This is a genomic window from Rhizobium deserti (assembly GCF_004358025.1).
Lineage (GTDB): Bacteria > Pseudomonadota > Alphaproteobacteria > Rhizobiales > Rhizobiaceae > Neorhizobium > Neorhizobium deserti.
Genome location: NZ_SMTL01000002.1, coordinates 54,879 through 72,007 on the forward strand (window position 1 = coordinate 54,879; position 17,129 = coordinate 72,007).

General features: G+C 52.7%; 18 protein-coding genes and 2 pseudogenes. 10 read left to right on the forward strand and 10 right to left on the reverse strand.

Going from position 1 to position 17,129, the window contains the following annotated elements; all coding sequences use genetic code 11:
- The first annotated feature begins 421 nt into the window (after positions 1-421).
- The 6 genes from E2F50_RS22910 to E2F50_RS06655 all read left to right on the forward strand — a co-directional run bounded on the left by E2F50_RS22910 (position 422) and on the right by E2F50_RS06655 (position 4,902).
- A complete protein-coding gene (locus E2F50_RS22910; RefSeq protein WP_342635723.1) occupies positions 422-910 on the forward strand; it encodes a glycosyltransferase in 489 nt (162 codons plus the stop codon).
- A gap of 47 nt (positions 911-957) precedes the next feature.
- Positions 958-1,338 (forward strand): HAD family hydrolase, encoded by a 381-nt coding sequence (locus E2F50_RS06635; RefSeq protein ID WP_133315311.1) that lies wholly within the window; start codon positions 958-960, stop codon positions 1,336-1,338.
- An 11-nt stretch (positions 1,339-1,349) separates the two neighbouring features.
- Positions 1,350-2,108: a glycosyltransferase family 2 protein gene (locus E2F50_RS06640; protein ID WP_133315312.1), complete on the forward strand. Its 759-nt coding sequence runs from the start codon at positions 1,350-1,352 to the stop codon at positions 2,106-2,108.
- Between the two features lie 101 nt (positions 2,109-2,209).
- The gene (locus tag E2F50_RS06645; protein ID WP_133315313.1) at positions 2,210-3,433 is read left to right on the forward strand and encodes a KpsE/RkpR family capsule polysaccharide export protein; all 1,224 of its coding nucleotides are present in this window, start codon (positions 2,210-2,212) and stop codon (positions 3,431-3,433) included.
- 47 nt (positions 3,434-3,480) lie between these two features.
- On the forward strand, positions 3,481-4,224 hold the full coding sequence (locus E2F50_RS06650) for an ABC transporter permease (RefSeq protein ID WP_161974051.1): 744 nt from the start codon (positions 3,481-3,483) through the stop codon (positions 4,222-4,224).
- Between the two features lie 30 nt (positions 4,225-4,254).
- Positions 4,255-4,902: an ABC transporter ATP-binding protein gene (locus E2F50_RS06655; protein WP_133315315.1), complete on the forward strand. Its 648-nt coding sequence runs from the start codon at positions 4,255-4,257 to the stop codon at positions 4,900-4,902.
- Between the two features lie 41 nt (positions 4,903-4,943).
- Here E2F50_RS06655 and E2F50_RS06660 read toward each other — a convergent pair whose 3' ends face one another.
- Positions 4,944-6,002: a WavE lipopolysaccharide synthesis family protein gene (locus tag E2F50_RS06660; RefSeq protein ID WP_133315316.1), complete on the reverse strand. Its 1,059-nt coding sequence runs from the start codon at positions 6,000-6,002 to the stop codon at positions 4,944-4,946.
- Between the two features lie 98 nt (positions 6,003-6,100).
- On the opposite strand from E2F50_RS06660, the gene E2F50_RS06665 reads away from it, so the two are divergent.
- Positions 6,101-7,114: a hypothetical protein gene (locus tag E2F50_RS06665; protein WP_133315317.1), complete on the forward strand. Its 1,014-nt coding sequence runs from the start codon at positions 6,101-6,103 to the stop codon at positions 7,112-7,114.
- A 15-nt stretch (positions 7,115-7,129) separates the two neighbouring features.
- Here the strand turns inward: E2F50_RS06665 and E2F50_RS06670 are convergent, their stop codons facing one another.
- On the reverse strand, positions 7,130-8,410 hold the full coding sequence (locus tag E2F50_RS06670) for a capsular polysaccharide export protein, LipB/KpsS family (RefSeq protein ID WP_133315318.1): 1,281 nt from the start codon (positions 8,408-8,410) through the stop codon (positions 7,130-7,132).
- Between the two features lie 445 nt (positions 8,411-8,855).
- Here E2F50_RS06670 and E2F50_RS06675 point away from each other — a divergent pair.
- Together E2F50_RS06675 and E2F50_RS06680 are read left to right on the forward strand one after the other, a co-directional pair.
- Positions 8,856-9,026 (forward strand): annotated as a pseudogene (locus tag E2F50_RS06675) (IS3 family transposase); the annotation flags it as partial.
- Positions 9,027-9,105: 79 nt separating this feature from the next.
- The gene (locus tag E2F50_RS06680; protein WP_133315319.1) at positions 9,106-10,038 is read left to right on the forward strand and encodes an FkbM family methyltransferase; all 933 of its coding nucleotides are present in this window, start codon (positions 9,106-9,108) and stop codon (positions 10,036-10,038) included.
- Positions 10,039-10,040: 2 nt separating this feature from the next.
- Here the strand turns inward: E2F50_RS06680 and E2F50_RS06685 are convergent, their stop codons facing one another.
- The 4 genes and pseudogenes from E2F50_RS06685 to E2F50_RS06700 form a co-directional block, all read right to left on the reverse strand.
- A complete protein-coding gene (locus E2F50_RS06685) occupies positions 10,041-10,961 on the reverse strand; it encodes a hypothetical protein (RefSeq protein ID WP_133315320.1) in 921 nt (306 codons plus the stop codon).
- Positions 10,962-11,160: 199 nt separating this feature from the next.
- Positions 11,161-12,583: pseudogene (locus E2F50_RS06690) on the reverse strand (mannose-1-phosphate guanylyltransferase/mannose-6-phosphate isomerase).
- A gap of 3 nt (positions 12,584-12,586) precedes the next feature.
- The gene (locus tag E2F50_RS06695) at positions 12,587-13,075 is read right to left on the reverse strand and encodes a phosphohexomutase domain-containing protein (RefSeq protein WP_133315321.1); all 489 of its coding nucleotides are present in this window, start codon (positions 13,073-13,075) and stop codon (positions 12,587-12,589) included.
- Positions 13,076-13,351: 276 nt separating this feature from the next.
- Positions 13,352-13,582, reverse strand: a complete 231-nt coding sequence (locus tag E2F50_RS06700; RefSeq protein WP_133315322.1) for a hypothetical protein — start codon at positions 13,580-13,582, stop codon at positions 13,352-13,354.
- A 173-nt stretch (positions 13,583-13,755) separates the two neighbouring features.
- Here E2F50_RS06700 and E2F50_RS06705 point away from each other — a divergent pair, with 173 nt between their 5' ends.
- Positions 13,756-14,151 (forward strand): hypothetical protein, encoded by a 396-nt coding sequence (locus E2F50_RS06705; RefSeq protein ID WP_133315323.1) that lies wholly within the window; start codon positions 13,756-13,758, stop codon positions 14,149-14,151.
- A gap of 30 nt (positions 14,152-14,181) precedes the next feature.
- Here E2F50_RS06705 and E2F50_RS06710 read toward each other — a convergent pair whose 3' ends face one another.
- The 4 genes from E2F50_RS06710 to E2F50_RS06725 all read right to left on the reverse strand — a co-directional run bounded on the left by E2F50_RS06710 (position 14,182) and on the right by E2F50_RS06725 (position 16,943).
- The gene (locus E2F50_RS06710) at positions 14,182-15,183 is read right to left on the reverse strand and encodes an alpha/beta fold hydrolase (protein WP_133315324.1); all 1,002 of its coding nucleotides are present in this window, start codon (positions 15,181-15,183) and stop codon (positions 14,182-14,184) included.
- Positions 15,184-15,302: 119 nt separating this feature from the next.
- Positions 15,303-16,016: an anti-sigma factor gene (locus E2F50_RS06715; protein WP_133315325.1), complete on the reverse strand. Its 714-nt coding sequence runs from the start codon at positions 16,014-16,016 to the stop codon at positions 15,303-15,305.
- The gene (locus tag E2F50_RS06720; protein WP_133315326.1) at positions 16,013-16,555 is read right to left on the reverse strand and encodes a sigma-70 family RNA polymerase sigma factor; all 543 of its coding nucleotides are present in this window, start codon (positions 16,553-16,555) and stop codon (positions 16,013-16,015) included. Before E2F50_RS06720 ends, E2F50_RS06715 begins: the two co-directional genes overlap by 4 nt.
- A gap of 145 nt (positions 16,556-16,700) precedes the next feature.
- On the reverse strand, positions 16,701-16,943 hold the full coding sequence (locus E2F50_RS06725; protein WP_133315327.1) for a hypothetical protein: 243 nt from the start codon (positions 16,941-16,943) through the stop codon (positions 16,701-16,703).
- Positions 16,944-17,129 lie beyond the last annotated feature (186 nt).

Sequence of the window (17,129 nt, forward strand, 5' to 3'; positions counted from 1 at the left end):
CCGTCTGTGGCTGGAGCAAATCGAGGATCGCTGGTACGGGGACTCGAAAAGTCCCGTAATGACCCTGCCTAGCTGGCTATCAGCTCGCACCCACAGAACTGTACGAAGCTTGATCCCAAAGGTGTCACCAGAGCGTCTAACATACGTGGTGGCTTCGCACTCTGGCCTGCCTCGGCACGCTAAACAGTGGGTAAGGCTCGACCCAAAACGGGAACTGCGTAGGCATCTTTACCTGCATGACCTTATTCCGCTCCAGTATCCAGAATACCAGCGCCCTCACACCCAAAAGCAATTCTTGTCTTATCTCGCCAACATTCTAAGCCCATTATGCGATGTTACGTGCAATTCCTTTTATACAAGAAGTTGCCTTCAAGATTACCTTGAACATACAAACCAATCGATCGGTGAAATTCATGTCGCAATGCCGGCAGTAGTGGCTCGGTCAAATGGCTCCCCATTACCATCGGTACCGCGACCAGCCGGACCCTACTTTGTGGCGCTAGGCACTATCGAGCCAAGAAAAAATCACCTTCTCCTTCTCAACATTTGGAGGGAGCTGGCCCAAGAGAAAAAGGACATTCATTTAGTAATCATTGGTCGGCGGGGCTGGGAGAATGAAAACATAATAGACATGCTTGAGCGTTGCCGCCCTATTCAGCACCTTGTTCACGAATACACAGGGTTACAAGATATGGAGGTGACTGCGCTCTTGCTAGGATCAAAGGGGTTGTTGTTTCCTTCATTTGTCGAAGGGCTTGGCATTCCAGCACTTGAGGCCGCTGCCCTGGGTATTCCATTGATCCTGTCTGACATCCCGGCGTTTCGCGAACTTAATCTCAACGCTCCGCTGATCCATCCGCTGGATGGCTTGGAGTGGAAGAGGCAAGTCACCGCTTTAGCCGTCGATTAGGGCTATGAAAGAACTGCAACGGAATTTGGTGCCTGAAGGAAAAACTAGTGAAAAGAGTTGTAATCGATCTTGATGATACCATCACCCGGAGCGAACCTGATGTCGCTTATAGTGAGCTTAAGCCCCGCGCCGATGTCGTGGACGCTATACGGCGATATAGAGAAAAAGGATTTTCAATCTCGATCTACACCGCACGGAACATGCGAACATATGGTTCCAATCTCGGCGAAATAAACGCGATCACGTTACCGGGCATAATCGACTGGCTGCAACAACATGACATTCCTTATGACGAAATATTCGTTGGGAAACCCTGGTGCGGACACAGCGGATTCTACGTCGACGATAAGGCAATTAGGCCTAGTGAGTTTGTGGCCTTGAGCGAAAGGGAAATCTACGAGCTTATAGGTACAACGGCACCTCAATAAGGACACAAGCTGTGATTATTTTTCCAATGGCTGGCTTAAGCAGCCGTTTCTTGAAGGCTGGCTATACCCAACCAAAATACATGCTCGATCTCGCTGGTCGTCCCCTGTTTCATCATACCGTCGCAGGTTTCAAAAAGTATTTTATAACGGAGACATTTGTCTTTGTTTATCGAAATATATACGAAACCGGCTCCTTTATTGAAGAACAGGTTTTTCGCCTTGGAATACCTAAGGAACATTGTCAACTGATCTGTTTGGATGCACCGACCAGTGGACAAGCTGAAACAGTGGCAATTGGGGCACGGTCGCTTCCGGAACAACGAGACGACCCCCTCATCATCTTTAACATCGACACAATCAGACCTGACTTTAAGCTTCCAGATTTCGTAAATGATGGGCATTGTGATGGCTATCTTGAGGTGTTCGAGGGTGAGGGTAATCATTGGTCCTTTGTGGATCCCAGCCCTCTCGAGAATTTAGCTAAGCAGGTTACGGAAAAAGTGCGCGTCTCGAACCTTTGCTCCACCGGGCTATACTACTTTAGTAGAACGTCCGATTTTCTCCAAGCTTATGCTTCAACTGAAAGTGCAGACCCGCGTGAACTGCAAGGTGGCGAGCGTTACGTTGCACCACTTTACAATGTCCTCATCGCAGACGGTCGAAAGATACGGTACAACCTTGTCGATGCGGAAGACGTATTGTTTTCTGGCACACCGGACGAGTATCAGTTGCTGCTTAAGCGTGACGGCAATGGCGAACTTGGGCTCTGAGGTTTTGGCCTTATGCTGATGCACAATGTCGATGCTCCACGCTCCGTTGACCAACCTCTCGACGATCTTCGTTGTGATAACGAGAAGCAAAAGCGAACCCAATGACCGAACTCCACCACAAGGCACCCACGATCCAGACCCCTTTACCCCTTCATGGGAGCTCACCTGTCGCCGTACGCACTGGAAGATCCGGCGTTGATGTAACGGTTGAAGGTCGCACCCAAAGCCCTCGGATCACGGGTGCCAAGTTGCTCTTCACGCTGCTTGTCCTTCTTCCGACAGCTGCGGCTTCGGCATACTTCTTCTTCATTGCCTCCGACATCTACGTTGCTGAGGGCAGATTCATCGTGAGGGATAGTTCAGGGGCAGTAACCAACCCGTTAGGCAACATGTTGCAAGCATTGTCCGTTGGAAGCGCAAGCACAGGTGGAGACGCTTACGCAGCTGTCGATTATCTCGAGTCGCGTAATGCTTTGGATGCACTGGATGCAGACGGGGCCTTTACTTCGATTGTCGGAAAAGAGGAAGTTGATCCGCTGATGCGCTTCCCAAGTCTCTACCGTGGCGAGACGAGAGAAGACCTATTTAGATATTATTCGAATCTGGTCACCGTAAAGTATGACCCCTCTTCAGGCATCTCGACAATCACAGCGCGCGCATTCGCTCCGGACAGCGCACAATTAGTTGTATCGAAGTTGTTGTTGCAGGCTCAGGAGTTCGTGAACAGCATGAGTGAGCAGGCGCTCAGCGACGCGCTTTCCTACGCCAGAGACGATGTCCGTTTAGCTGAAAAACGGCTGACGGAAAGTCAGGGTTTGTTAACTACCTTTAGGACTCAGACAGCGGTTTTGGATCCGGAGGCCGTAGCTAAAAGCTATCTCGCAACTGCTGACGGCCTCCGGAAACAACTGATAGAAGCGCAGACACGGCTGTCTTCAATCAATCAACTCAACGCAAGTTCGCCTGAGAAAAAAGTCCTGTCCACGCGCATCCAGAGCTTAGAACAGTCCATAGCTGATGAACAAGCACGCGTCGTTGGCAACGGGAAGTCTATGGTTTCTTTTTTTGAAGAGTACGAGCGTCTTAAACTTGAGAGCGAACTCGCGAACCAGACGCTTGTTTCGGCCAAGGCAAACTTCGAGAAAGCCCGAATGGAGCTGATGCGAAAACAGGTCTACTTGGTGCCGGTAGTAAAGCCAAACCTTGTCGATGATGCTCTAGAGCCAAAACGCTTCCTTTCCGTGCTTACCGTCTTCATCACATTGTTTTTGGTCTATGCAATGGGTTGGCTTCTCTATGTCAATGCGCGGGAACATAAGGATTGAGCTCAGAACAAAGCCATCTTGAGTCACCAATTCGAGCAATGCCTCGAGTGGTCTTCGCGCTCCTGATGCGGGAACTATACACCCGTTTTGGTCGAGATAACATCGGCTTCCTCTGGATCATTGTTGAACCCATACTGTTTTGCTGCGCCGTCGTTTTGCTCTGGACCATCATAAAGAGCGAGCATTCGATAGCCGTCGCACTGGTGCCATTTCTCCTCACCGGTTATATGCCTCTTCTAATGTACCGGCACACAACCGCCAGAATAATGCGGTGCATGCAAGCCAACTCCGCCCTACTCTACCACTCGAAGGTCACCATTTTTTCAATGTACACAGCACGTATCGTACTTGAGGTACTTAGTACGATAACAGCCTTCAGCATTTCATGCTTCGCGTTTTGGATCTTCGGTGTGGTGGAGGCCCCAAGAGACGTCAGTTTGATGTTGCTTGGCTGGGGGCTCTACGTCTGGATCACTGTATCTGTCTCAATACTCGTAGGCTCGCTCAGTGAGAGGAGCGAACTGACAGAAAAAATATGGCAGCCTTTGTCCTACATCACGATCCCCCTATCAGGCACGTTCTTTATGGTGGATTGGCTAACTCCATCGATGCACGACATTGCTGCCCTTATGCCGATGATCTCTGCCGTAGAACTAATCCGGGGCGGGTATTTCGGCGACACGGTGACTGTGCATTATAACCTTGTCACTTCTTTTTACTTCTGCCTTCTTGTGACTGTAGCAGGTCTCTTCCTTCTGAAAGATGCTCGCCGCTATGTCGAAGTTGAGTAAAAGCTAACGGGTGGATCTGAAGGAACTGAAGTGCTGGCCGCAATCGATCTGAAAAAAGTTTATCATTCACGTCAAGGACCGCACCCTGTTCTGAAAGGCGTCAATTTCTCGATAGGTACAGGTGAAAGGATGGCGGTACTTGGGAGAAACGGAGCGGGCAAATCAACCTTGATGCGGATACTCGCCGGCGTAGAACGACCAACCTCGGGGCGCGTCGAACGGAAAATGTCGCTGTCGTGGCCGATCGGTCTTGCCGGCGGTTTTCAGGGTAGTCTAACCGGTTATGACAACATCAGATTCATTTCCCGCGTCTATAACAAAGATATTGAAGAAGTTAACGACTTCGTGACTTCGTTTTCTGAACTCGGGAAGTTCCTTCGTGAGCCTGTAAAAACCTATTCGTCCGGTATGCGTGCTAGGCTGGCCTTTGGGCTGTCGCTTGCAATCGAGTTTGACTGCTATCTGGTCGATGAAGTCATCTTTGTTGGGGACCAGCGCTTCCACAGAAAGTGCCAAGAAGAGCTGTTCGAGCGGGATAAGAACCGCTCTCTCATCTTGATTTCGCACGACGGGCACATTTTAAGGCAATACTGCTCGTCTGCATTAGTCCTGCACTCGGGTATGGCTAAAGTTTTTTACGACCTTGATGTCGCGTTGGATATCTACAACGCTCTTTGAAGGAACCCTAGTTTCGGTTGAGTGGCTTCCTTCTAAGCTTATTAGAAGATCCACCACAATAGACGCATCGGTAAAGTCCGGCGCAGGCGAGACCAAGCAAGCTTTGGCTTCAGGTTGAGGTAGCACCACACCACAAACTTCTTCCAGGCGAGTGTTTCTGAGAACTTGGCTGGGCCGTCAGCTACTATAATCCGCCAGTCCCTGTTTGTTAAACACTGGAACCGGGTTTGTACCATACTCTTGACGCGGTCGTATTTTGGGTTAGTCATACCCGTCCGCTGGTGATCAAGAACGATAAAATTTCGCCTTAGGACCTCTAGCGTTTCGATCTCCATGCCCGCCTCGTTGTGGTGGTCGAGTTTCTTATACCCGTTGTGGGATGCTATACGGCTAACCAGATGCTGCTCCGGTGTGAAACGCGATCTGAACTCGCGCTCTAGGACGTTCGAGTGTGAAGCATGCGGATACATCTGGTAATGACGAGCATCAATTTCACTCACCGGACTCACATCCCAAAGCTTCCTGATGTCTGCAGTTTGTCCAAAGTTAAGCCAGTCCGAGAAGTGGTACGGGAGGCGTTCAAGCAAGAAAGGGTTAAGTGTAAAAAAGGGGGCAACGACAACTTGTTGATTAAACAAGTCAGGCACCACCGCTTGCTGTGCAAGGAACTTGTAATCTTCCTCACATGCTAAGATGTTCGCTACCATCATATCGGAACGTATTCTGAGGCAGAATTTGGTCGACACATTTTCAAGGCCGACCTTTACGGTAGCAATCATCTTATTTGTGTTATTAACCTTGTCGTCGAATTTCAGAGGTGCGATTGGAGCTTGGTAATCCGCGACAGAAAAATGGTCTACGGCTTGGCTGACTTGATCAATTACAAGCTTTCGGCGCTTTTCCAGCTCGGAGACATGCTGCTGTTGCCAAAACTGCATCTCTATAGCGCTGACATCTCGCTCAATCATAGACGCCGCAAAATGTAGGTAAGCGCCTGGATATGCCTCCCGCCACATTTCAATTGATTTTAGAACCTCTTCTAAGTTGCCTGCTGTGACAGGACCGTGCACTAAGATAGTGAGCTCGTTCAGAGCGAACATGTAAACCTCGATGACGATGATAATGTGCAGTTTTATTGATAGCGGTGTCGGCGCGGAAAGTCGATTAACGGCTGCTTCTACAGTAGGTTGATTTCTTTATGATCTACATTATTTTTGGGACCTCAGGTTCATTTACAGAAGTTTGTGCTACCGCTTTATCCGCCGCCCTGGTCCACAATCGTGTCGAGCATGACTTGGTAGATGCCTCGTCTCTGACCGAACTCGGCAAAGCAGCAGTCGCCGCACAAGGTGATGTCATCGTAGTAGCAAGAAAGCCATCAACCGACCTGATACAACATGTTAGGACGATGCAGATCTCCGCTGTAGTCGCCGCGCCGCATTGCGCATCTATGTTGGCATTCTGGCTTACTCAATCTGGTGACGCTCTGGAAGCTTGGCGTGGTACTACAGCTGAATTCAGTGGCCTGATGGGATTGGCGGCGGCCCCGCGCATCTCTCTCGTGAGACCGGTACCATTTGAGGCGTACTCTCATCTTGCAGCGAAGATCGCTCGAACTTGGCATCTCGATCCGCCTCCGTATTTTGAAGGCGCCAACGAGTTTAGCAGCAAAAACGACCTGTCAATGTCTTATCACCCGTCCCAACTAGAGCCTCTCTGGAAGAAAATCGCACCCTGGAACAAGGAACAGATCCTATCTTCTGTGCTGGAACTGGATCGCGGCCTTATCTCCGGTCTCGACTATCTCTCCATTCCCTTGAACACTCTCACGCAGATCAGTGACCTTCAGCCTTTGGAAGGCGCCATCGATGTCACAGGCCGCGCCCGCGGCTTATTCTGTGGACCTTATGTGAGGTTGCCGATCGGACAATGGGTGGCCACGCTCGAGCTAGCAACTTCAAGCAACCTGCGCGGTGTACCCTGGATGGCGGATGTAGTACGACTTAAGGACGGTCAAGTCAAAGAGCTTGCTCGGTCAGAAGTTAAGACTGGAGAGAGGTCGTCTTGGACCATCGATTTGTCCTTCAGCAACGACGACCCAAACACTCCACTTGAAATTAGGCTTTTTGTTACCAAAGCTATATTTGATGGAACAGTATCAGTCAGGCGACTAGACATCGCACGAGAAGAAGCCGCTAAATCTCACAGATAATCCCGGTCCGTCTGCTCATCTTTCAGGAGGAAAAAGAAGGCGCCCAATTTGACGCAGTCTCGAAGACTGGAGCTCTGCAAAGAAAAGGCCAGGGTCTCGCCGGAACTCCACTAGGTCTTCGGCGCTGGCTACTTTTTTGATGTAAGGATCTAAAATGAAGCGCAGCAGGTATCTCCAACCGAGCAAGCCGAGTGGACTGCGTAGGCCCCACTCGGCTACGCTGAATATATGAGGTCTCGGATCTTTCCAGGTTTCCGAAGTACGCCCTTGCAGGTCTGACTCCAGCAGATGAAGCGCGTCCTCGAACTCAATCGGAGATCCATTCCGCGAAAAATATCGCGGATAAAGAAGATACGCTCCGGCAAATAGCTCAATGAGTCCAAGTTTTCGCGGTCGTTCTGAACCTTCTTGTCTGTCGTCCGTCAAACCCCATCCAGCGTAGAAGGGCCGCCCAAGGACAGTTACCAACTTTTCCCGTATAAGGGCTTCAAATCCAACCAGTGAGGTTATCGTATAGACATGGTCCACGCATTGGAGGACCTTTGAAATAGGTATATTTTCCGCCATGATGTGGCAGAGGTGCGCAACGTCTTCAGGCCGGCTTCGCGCCTCCCTAACACGGAAGATAATGTCTGGGTGAATTCGGTAGATGATTTCAGCTTCGGGATTTTCCTTAGCAGCAAGACGAACTAACTCATTGTTGGTGTGGGCGACCTTCGAGCCGTACATAACCGCCGCGTCATTCTCTACTTGCCCAACAACTAAAACTTTTTTGCGCGAACTATTCAGATAGGTCGGCAACTCCCTATAGACGCCTCCATTGTACTTAGATATCTCGTTCTCGCATAGTCGCGCAATTCCTGCCCTAGCCCGTGAAAGTAGCGCTTCATCCGTTCGAAAGTTGTAATCGCTCAAGATCCGCTGCAACCGCGTCCGTCTCTTCCAGTCAAAATGAGGTGCCACGTCGTCGATGGTTAACGACAATGGAATCGCTTGGCTGGCGTGAGGATTTGCGGACCGAATAAAGCCGTCTTCAATGAAAAATATGGGCATCTGGAGATCCGCCGCAAGTTGCGTGTAAAACCCCCACCTATCAATCCCCCAAAGAAAAATGGCCGGCGATTCGCATGCTTTAATCTTCGGCTCCCATTCCCTGCCAAACTCTTCCGCACTTAAATACATGGGAGCAAATTCGAAGTGCAGATGAGGCAGTGCCTGCCTTAGGAAATCGTGTTTCCACTTCTTAAACTGAAAGCCGAATACGGTACGGATCCCGCTGTTCCCATCGACCGCCAACCCGAGAAGCTCATGTTGTATCACAGCGCAGCTAGTTCCCCATTTCGGGCATCCAGCCCTTTTTTTGTCAGTACATTTATAGGTAGAAAGTCCACAAAGTCCTACGCAAAATGGATGTCCTATAAATCTATATCATGTCAACATTACTTCGGAGCAATTGAGAGGCTGAATGGCATCGAAACCAATTCAACTAATGAACAAAACTCAAGAACGTGCTGTTTGGGATCTATGGAATTTAGCTGAACCGGAACAAAGGAGTTCTCCTAACACCTTTGCGCTGAAAATGGTGCAAGAAGTCGGGAGCGGCTCGATGGACGGCAATTTGCGGAGTTAGTTATAATCGTGATAGGACACATGCCTGACCCTCAACTGTCGCCGAGGGGCGGGGTCCGGCGCAAGCAAAGGTACAAGCACAAAGGTTCCTGTTGATCGACGATAATGCCGAGTTACCGTCAGCTTCTTCAATCTTCTGAAGCGAGAGCGGATACGTCGCAGGGTCTATCGTTCACGCGATGAAGCTCGCCAGGATGGGTTCGGCTACATCGAAATGTTCTACAACCCGAAGCGCAAGCAGGTGAGAAACGGGATGCTATCGCCCTTCGAGTTCGAGAAGTAGCGCAAAACTTGACGCGAGGGTGTCTGCAAAAATTGCGGCTGTTCAACTGTTGCCGTATCACACTAGCCCTGAGGGGAGCATGAGCAGCTTTAGCTTTAAACAGCAGCTAGACAGCCTACACTTCGCGTTGTTTGGATGGCCTACTGACCATTTAACGCCGCTGAGCCAGCTGGAAGCATGTGGGGATATTCGAGAAGCTGCGATCCTACTTTTGAATTCAGACCGTTTTCGCTGGGACATACGGGACAAAGTACCGCTTTTTGCTGAGGAAAAATGGGTGTGTACAGAATACATGGGGCTGCGCATCTGGGTCAATTTACATGACAGCCAGGTCTCTTTCGGCGTCTTGCATCAGGACTGGGAGGTTCGCGAAGCCCACTTCATGACGGATATGCTAAATTCTGGGGACACTATGCTAGATATTGGGGCCAATGTAGGCGTTTACACGCTACAGGCCGCGAGAGCGGTTGGGTCGACGGGAGAAATACATTCTTTCGAACCTAATCCGACGGTGAACAGAATGTTGAGGAGGTCGATCACGGATAATGGCTTTCAAGATATCTGTGTAGTCCACGAAGTTGGGCTTGCTGATGCCGACACACCCGGGTCTCTGCACCATCTCACGGGCACCAATAACGTTGGTGCGGCTTACGTCAGTAAGTCTGCGGGTGCCGGCATCTCTATATCTCTTCGTCGCCTTGACTCCTTTACGTTCGAAAGACGGATCAACTTCATGAAAATTGATGTTGAAGGTTATGAATGCCAGGTGCTTGAAGGTGGCAGCAAGTTGCTCGGTGAACATCGACCGCTGGTGCTGGCCGAACTCTTTCCGTGTGGGCTTCGCAACACAGGCGGTAGGTCGGCTCGAGAATTGGTCGCCAGATGGACTGACCTTCAATACAAGGTTGAGGAATTCGAACACGGTCGGCTTGGCCGTGTAATCAACCACAGTAACATCGATGACTACGAGGATATTGTAGATCCGATCAACGTGCTGTGCACTCCGACATGAGATCAGCTCTGTGATTCAACGATGATCGAAGCTACCTGCAGAGTCCCTTTTGTCAGCAACGTATCGCTCAATGCAAACCTGAACTCATATGGATCATGGGGGTCTTGCACTACGAATGACATCGAGACTTCGAGGTGCGTCGCGCTGCTGGCAAAGCCATCTAATCTCGCGTGACTTACTCCGGCATTGTCTTTGTATACGAAGACGTCAGCAACCCACGCTGCGCCAAGGATGCTTTCGGAAACTTCGACAGCGACTCTGACTGTCCACGATCCCGTAGGAAGCCTGACGAACGGTCCGCAAAGTAAACCACGTGGCTCTCCTACAACCTCCATATCTCCGAGGAACGGCGTGAAATCATCAGAGAGGACTAAGCCGGTAACCGGAATCGGGACACGGAGTTCTCGCCCCAGCAGCCGCTCCTCCATGGCTTGACAATAAAGCATTATCTCCGGAGGAAGATCTGCTAGAAGCCCATGCAGCGCTCCTAGCTCTTCTTCAGTTGATAACAGTGTCGAATCCGGACAGAAGCTGGCGGCCCGCTCGAAAGTCGGTTCAGCCAATTCCCAAGCTGAAAACGAGACAGTGCGTGTGGAGCGGGATTGCACGTCCGCTGGACGGATAATAATTGCCGCTTCGTTGGCTGCGGCCGTGATCAGAACCGCAGTCTCTTCAGAAAGCTGGCGCCAGCAAGACAGGACGTCCCCGTCTTCGGCCTGCAGCTTGATGGCCAACAGAGGCAAGAAATGCGGCGCGGCGATAAGCACAGGAATCCGTGCATCTGCTAGGTGCACCAGAAGTTTTGCGTCGGGCGACGTGCTTTCGACGAGCAGCAAAGGCTCATTTGAAAATGTACAAATTCGCGCTATTTCCTCAAGTGAATCGGCCTTATGCCGGGACCACGGTTTTCCTGCCTCGTCCATGCTACGTGCGACTGCTTGGATCAACAGCTCAGTGAAAGCCCCTGGAGGGCCAATGACTGGTACCAGCATATTCAGCTTTCACTATCTACAGGGCTAACCTGGTTCTTCTTCATTCATGCCGCGGAACAAAGATGACCCGCTGTTCAAATTTTACCGATGGCTAGCGGAACGCGTTGAAGATGACATCTTCTACAGCTGCTTACTTGCGTCCATATTCATCGTCTATGCGGGTGATGTCATCCTCGCCAAGATAAGAGCCGGTCTGCACCTCAATCATCTCAAGCACGATTTTGCCTGGATTAGCAAGACGATGAACTTGGCCCTGTGGAATGAAGACGGACTCATTTTCACGAAGGATCTTAGTATCATCCCCGACTGTGACCTCGGCGGTACCTTTCACGCAGATCCAATGCTCAGACCTATGCTGATGCGTCTGGAGCGAAAGTTTTTTTCCAGGCGTGACGAACAACCGCTTCACCTGAAATCGGTCGCCGTTAAGTACGGAAGTGTAGCCGCCCCAAGGCCGATAGGCAGTAGGATGAGTCTGAGTTAACGCTGCGGTATCTTTCTCTGCAGCAAGAAGCCTGACAAGATCGCGGACATGTTGGCTTTCGTCCAGCCGACCCACATATACCGCATCTTCGCTCGCGATGACAGCAACACCATTAAGCCCTTGAACCGCAAGATGGCAGGTGCGAGATATCACTAACGAGTTCTTAGTATTCAGGACTGTCGCATGCCCAGAAGTGACATTGCCAGCCTCGTCCTGCTTACTCATTTTCCAAACGGCATCCCAACTGCCCATATCTGACCAACCAAAGGTCGAGGGCACCACAGCGGCATCGATCGTCTTCTCCATCACGGCAAAGTCGATCGATGTGTCTCGGCTAGATGCAAAGGTTGCTGAATCCGCCCGTAAAAAATCGAGATCGCGCGAAGCATTGGCAACGGACTTAGCAGCAGAATCGCTTACGACTGGGGCAAATTTTCCTATTCGTTGAATATTTGTCTAGCAGAGAACATGAAAATGCCAGAGTTCCAGACGGAGTTCCCCTCCCCCAACATTTTTTCGGCCTCTTCAAGAGTGGGTTTTTCGACATATCTCTCGATGTTATAGGCGCCAGAAGTCAATTGTTCACCAAATTGGATATAACCGTAGCCTGTCGCCGGTTCCGTCGGATTGATCCCGATAGCAACGAGTTTACAGAGTACCGTTGCGCGTGCTTGGTACATGGCGTCGAAATATGCACCGTCGGCTGCAATTTCATGGTCCGACGCTAGCACTTTTAATATTGCGCCCTCACCGAAGCGCTCCAGTGCGAACGCAGCCGCGGCCGCGATCGCAGGACCGGTATTTCGTGCGACGGGCTCTAAAAGAACAGCGGACAACATAACTCGGCTTGCCCGAGCCTGCTCTGCGGCGAGAAAACGAAACTCTTCATTAGTAACCACAAGGGGAGGCTCGTAGAAGACAAGTTGGATACTCGGCCGAGGGCTTCTTGGAACAATGTTTTATTGCTGCCGAAACGAATGAACTGCTTTGGTGAGCTGGCGCGCGATAAGGGCCACAGACGGGTGCCCTTGCCTCCTGCCAAGATCACGGAAACAACCCGGTCAGCCAGTCATTAGTCCTCGAACCTAAAACCTGCGTCAGGGTAGCTGCTTTCTGCCCATTGGCGAATGAGGCCAGCAGTCTGCTGTAGGAGCTCCATCGCCGCCTGCTCGGTGCGTGCTTCTACATAGCAACGCATCTCCGGAGCGTTAACAGACGTGCGCACGTGAACAATTTCTCCCTCCGCCAAGGTTACTCGTAATCCATTCACCTTGTTGACATCTATAACTTCTGACAGAGGAGCGAAAAAACCTTGCAAATTGTAGTCCGAGTGGTGCAGGCGCGCCATGAGTGCTGCACTTTTTGTCCTATCAAAGTTCTCTAGTCGATCGGCGGCAGTGAATGGGAGAATGTAAGACGCAGCGAGCTGTGACAACGTCTGTTTTCTTCGAGCCGCGGTGAAAAACGCCGGCAGGATTGGTAGGACGCTATCGCGCGTTGGAAGCGGCGACAAGATTCGGCCTTGGATGTCAAAATCTGAAGCAATGATTGTACCCCCCATTGGTCTTAAATCCAATCACGCCTTTCTGCCGGCGCCGCAAACAGTTCTCCATTTCGGCTAACACAAAGGGTGAGCCTACTTTGGTCCGAATAACCTCGAATTGCCGAGCGTGTCCAGGCCGGAATTGGACGTAACCGGAGTTACGACGACGGGTGCGCCGAGGAAGTAGCACTTATGAGGCCAAGGAAGTCGCCTCGCATCAATGCACCAGTCTCGTCCGCAACAAGAGGTCGGTCACCATCTCCGTCTGCCGAAACGATTGCACCCAGCGTGCAGTCAGCCGCCCACGTCCGAAGGAGGGTTGAGCATTTTTGGTGGCACAGCCTCGGTATCCACCGGGATGAAATGATCGGAACGACCAAGTGCAACGACCAATGCGCCGTAGCCTTCGAGAACATCTACGAGTAGATCCCGAGGCACAAAAGAGTGCTGATAGACGCCGATCTTTAGGCCTGCGAGCCCCGAAGCAGGAATGATACTAGCATTGCGTGCAGCATACAGTGCCAAGGCCTCTGCTGAATGATCAGAAGCTTCACCGGGTCTTTTAATAGTGGCCGGTACGCTAGATTGTTTGCAATAGCCGTGATCTGTTGCTCGTCCTTCTTGTTGATCTCCCCATCGTGTCTGTAGAATTTAATGCCGTTCCGATCAGATGGTGCGCCAATCACGGGAGCGAAATCATGAAGAGAAGTCTGACACTAGGCGTGGTCGCCTTTGCTTTTCTGGCTCAAGGCGCAGCCGCGCAGTCGGTGGTCGACATGTCGTCGCGGAACCCGCCCCGGTATGAAAGGGGGCTGGGTGACAAGCAAGCGGCACGAGCCGACGACCGGTCCGAACGGCAGGAGAACTGGCGAGCAGACGCATCGAGGGAGCAATTGCCCGAGGAACGCGGCGCACGTTTCCGCATCGAAGCCGGCCAGTCGAAGATAGACCTGCAATGCCCGACGGGAGAACCTTTGCGGGATTGCACCGAGGCCCTGCTCCAGGTGATCGATCATATGCGCAGCGAACTGCCTGAAGACCGGCAGCCCTCGGACGAAGGGCGCGACAGGCGTCGTTACCGCGAAGGAAGCTAGATCCGACTGCCAGTCCGACTGGGAGACAGATCAACGATCGTTGGCGATCTGCCGTTCAAGCTGGACCGCCTTTGCATGAAGATCACGATCGCGCCCCGCAACCTTTTCGATGGCTGCGATCGCAAGATCCGCGGCAACGTAATCCGACTTGTGACCGAGATTATGGACCACGACAAGCTGCGAGCCGCGAATGGCGCGCGTCAGCTGCCTCGCATGCAGTTGAGGGGAAACGATCTGGTCCGCATCTCCGGTGATGATCACCGTTGGCGCTTTGATCCTGCCATAATGCCTCGATGCAGTCTCCGCCCATTTGCTCAACCCTGCGATCTCTTGCGCATTATGCCGGAAGGCTGCCGGCCGGAGGGCCTGCCAGGCCTTGGTTTTGCTGCTATAGCCAGGCGGCGGGCGATTGGGTGCGAAGACGCCGGCAATGGCCCGGTTCATTGCAAAGAGGCCGATGCTGGGGGCAAGGATGGCGCTGAACAAGGTCCCGCTCACCGGCCGTCGCGCCGCATCATAATACCAGGCCACGCCGCCGGGCCACGGATAAACGGCGGGCGAAAGAAAAACCAGGCCGATCACCTTGTCCGGATGGCGCAATGCAATGGCCGCCGCAATGGCACCGCCGAAAGAATGTCCAACAATGATGGCCTTGGGTATTCCGCGCTTCTCCATCAGCCGGGCGATGCTGTCCGCCTGGCCGTCGGGATAGATGTCTTCAGATCCTCCTGCATCGGAGCGTCCATGGCCCGGCCGGTCGACAAAAAGCATGGTCGCACGCCCCTCCAGCTTGGCGCGGAAGGACAGGACGGGGTCGTAAAGATTGGCGCTTGCACCATGAAGGAAAACGATCGGCGGCAGATCAGCGCCTTTTTGTGCTGGCACGAGCAGGCTGTTGAGCTCGAAGCCGCCAATGTCGATGCGCAACTCGCCGTCCGCCAGTTCGCCGCTGCGGCTGATACTGATGACACTGCCCATAACGGCGAATACGAGGAAGAGGAATTGGATATGGCGCAGGATGCTGTTGGACATTCGTGCTCGAATTCATGGAACGACGGAATAAGGACCGCCTGCAAGCTCATACGGCTGGCGACCGCCATCCGTTTCAGGCGGCACCAGAATAAATCATCATTCCAACTCGATCGGCGGATTCAGAGCCGGCGAGCTGAGCCGCTTGCGACGATTGGGCCGGTCGCCTGGCCGGTCGGCGAGCCGCCGAAGGGTTCAAGTGTGACGGCAAGCGTCGATCCCTCGGCGATGCGCTCACGCATGTCTGCCGGAACGAGCATTTCACCGTCAATTCCCGCTTGCAGCACACCGAGCGACAGCGGGCTGCCGCTCTCGGGCACAAGCCAGAGCTCGAGCGATTTTTCTTCCGGCCGGCCCGCGGCAACGGGTGTCATCCGTAAGCGGCCACTTGCTATATCGTAGGATGCGAGCAGATTGATCGAGCTGCCGGGCGCCGACAGTTCCGCCACCAGCGGCGCCGCTGGCTGCCTGCCAGGGATAGATGTCGCCGCGTAAAACAAGGCGACGATCGCCACCGCGGAGGTAACGAATGAAAGCGAGCGCCAGAAGACGGCAGAATGCCAGAGGCCCGATCGCGACGATTGCTCCATGTTCCCGAAGAGACGCCGCTCGATCTGCGCAAACACGGCACTCGGCGGCACCTGCTCGTCATAGTCACTATTGAAACTCGAGAGATCCGCCTGCCAGCGCTGTACGATCCGGGCGAAACGCGCATCCTGCACCATGCGCTGTTCGACGAGCCGGCGCGCGGGTAACGACAGCACGCCGAGCACGTATTCACCCGCCAGGATCTCGTCCTGCGGTCCGCCGCCCTGGTTCTGGCCGCTCGACGTCATCGTTCCATGCACTCTCTAAGTTTCATCAAGCTCCGCCGCAGCCAAGTGCGGACCGTGTTGATGGGCGCCTGCAATTCGTCGGCTAGTTCGAGATAGCTCAAACCTTCCACATAGGCTCGCCGCACCGCGCGCGCATGTGAGGCATCGAGCTGTTCCATACAGTGTGCGATCCGGCGCCCCTCGTCGATGATGACGACCTGCTGCTCCGGGCTTGCTACCGTTTCGTCGACCAAGTCGTATTGGTCGGCAATGTCCTCGGCCACAGGCTTGCGTGAGCGGATGGTGTCGATCGAATGGTTCCGGGCGATCGACGCCAACCAGCTGCTCGGGCTCCCTGCCCCGACGGCAAATGTCTTCGCCCTTTGCCAGATCTTGATATAGATCTCCTGAAGAGCTTCCTCGGCTTCCGCCCTGTCTCGCAAGATACGAAGGCAGATCGAAAATAGTTTCGGGCTGGTCACACGATAAAGAAGCGCAAAGGCCTGGCGATCTCCTATCGCGACGCGATTGATCAGAGTTTCGACCTCATTGCTTTGCATTTGCGGTACCTTTTTCACCTCCCTTGTATAGGGTCGGACCGTCAGCAAAGACAAGGCCACTGAGCATCCGGAATCCAGGACCGTTCAAGATCCTCAATCCCCCAATGTAGCCCGGTCATTGGTCGAATGGCGACTGGATCATTTGTCAGTTGAAGTCGCCAACATGCCCTCGCTGGAAGATGATCACTGGCTCTCCCATTTCCCCGATGGCCGGCTCCGTGCTGCGCGTCCAGGCGACTGCACCGGCATGCTCAGACGCCAGTTGATCGGCAGACTGGATCGCTTCTTCTGCCGTGGATGCCTGTAGCGGTGCAAAGGCCGGCACGGCCTGACCATGGTCATCCTCATCAAATGCGACAAACATCGCGACTGTATTGGTACCCGGCATCAACTGCTACCTTTTCCTCGCTTCTGGATCACTGCCAAGGCAGCGCATTGATGAAAATGATCGGCAGGTCAAAAGTTCCACCCAAGACGAGGTCCGACTGCACCTCAGCCGGAAGGTGCAAGGAAAATGACGCCTCAGATCACGCATAAGCGATTACTGCGGAACTACTATGGCTGCTTAGGTGTT

What these genes read in the sequence shown, in the direction of transcription:
- E2F50_RS22910 (WP_342635723.1), top strand. Translation starts at nt 422, where the DNA reads ATGCCGGCAGTAGTGGCTCGGTCAAATGGCTCCCCATTACCATCGGTA.
- E2F50_RS06645 (WP_133315313.1), top strand. Translation starts at nt 2,210, where the DNA reads ATGACCGAACTCCACCACAAGGCACCCACGATCCAGACCCCTTTACCC.
- E2F50_RS06660 (WP_133315316.1), bottom strand. Translation starts at nt 6,002, where the DNA reads ATGTTCGCTCTGAACGAGCTCACTATCTTAGTGCACGGTCCTGTCACA.
- E2F50_RS06665 (WP_133315317.1), top strand. Translation starts at nt 6,101, where the DNA reads ATGATCTACATTATTTTTGGGACCTCAGGTTCATTTACAGAAGTTTGT.
- E2F50_RS06680 (WP_133315319.1), top strand. Translation starts at nt 9,106, where the DNA reads ATGAGCAGCTTTAGCTTTAAACAGCAGCTAGACAGCCTACACTTCGCG.
- E2F50_RS06685 (WP_133315320.1), bottom strand. Translation starts at nt 10,961, where the DNA reads ATGGACGAGGCAGGAAAACCGTGGTCCCGGCATAAGGCCGATTCACTT.
- E2F50_RS06695 (WP_133315321.1), bottom strand. Translation starts at nt 13,075, where the DNA reads ATGGGGGGTACAATCATTGCTTCAGATTTTGACATCCAAGGCCGAATC.
- E2F50_RS06705 (WP_133315323.1), top strand. Translation starts at nt 13,756, where the DNA reads ATGAAGAGAAGTCTGACACTAGGCGTGGTCGCCTTTGCTTTTCTGGCT.
- E2F50_RS06710 (WP_133315324.1), bottom strand. Translation starts at nt 15,183, where the DNA reads ATGTCCAACAGCATCCTGCGCCATATCCAATTCCTCTTCCTCGTATTC.
- E2F50_RS06715 (WP_133315325.1), bottom strand. Translation starts at nt 16,016, where the DNA reads ATGACGTCGAGCGGCCAGAACCAGGGCGGCGGACCGCAGGACGAGATC.
- E2F50_RS06720 (WP_133315326.1), bottom strand. Translation starts at nt 16,555, where the DNA reads ATGCAAAGCAATGAGGTCGAAACTCTGATCAATCGCGTCGCGATAGGA.
- E2F50_RS06725 (WP_133315327.1), bottom strand. Translation starts at nt 16,943, where the DNA reads ATGCCGGGTACCAATACAGTCGCGATGTTTGTCGCATTTGATGAGGAT.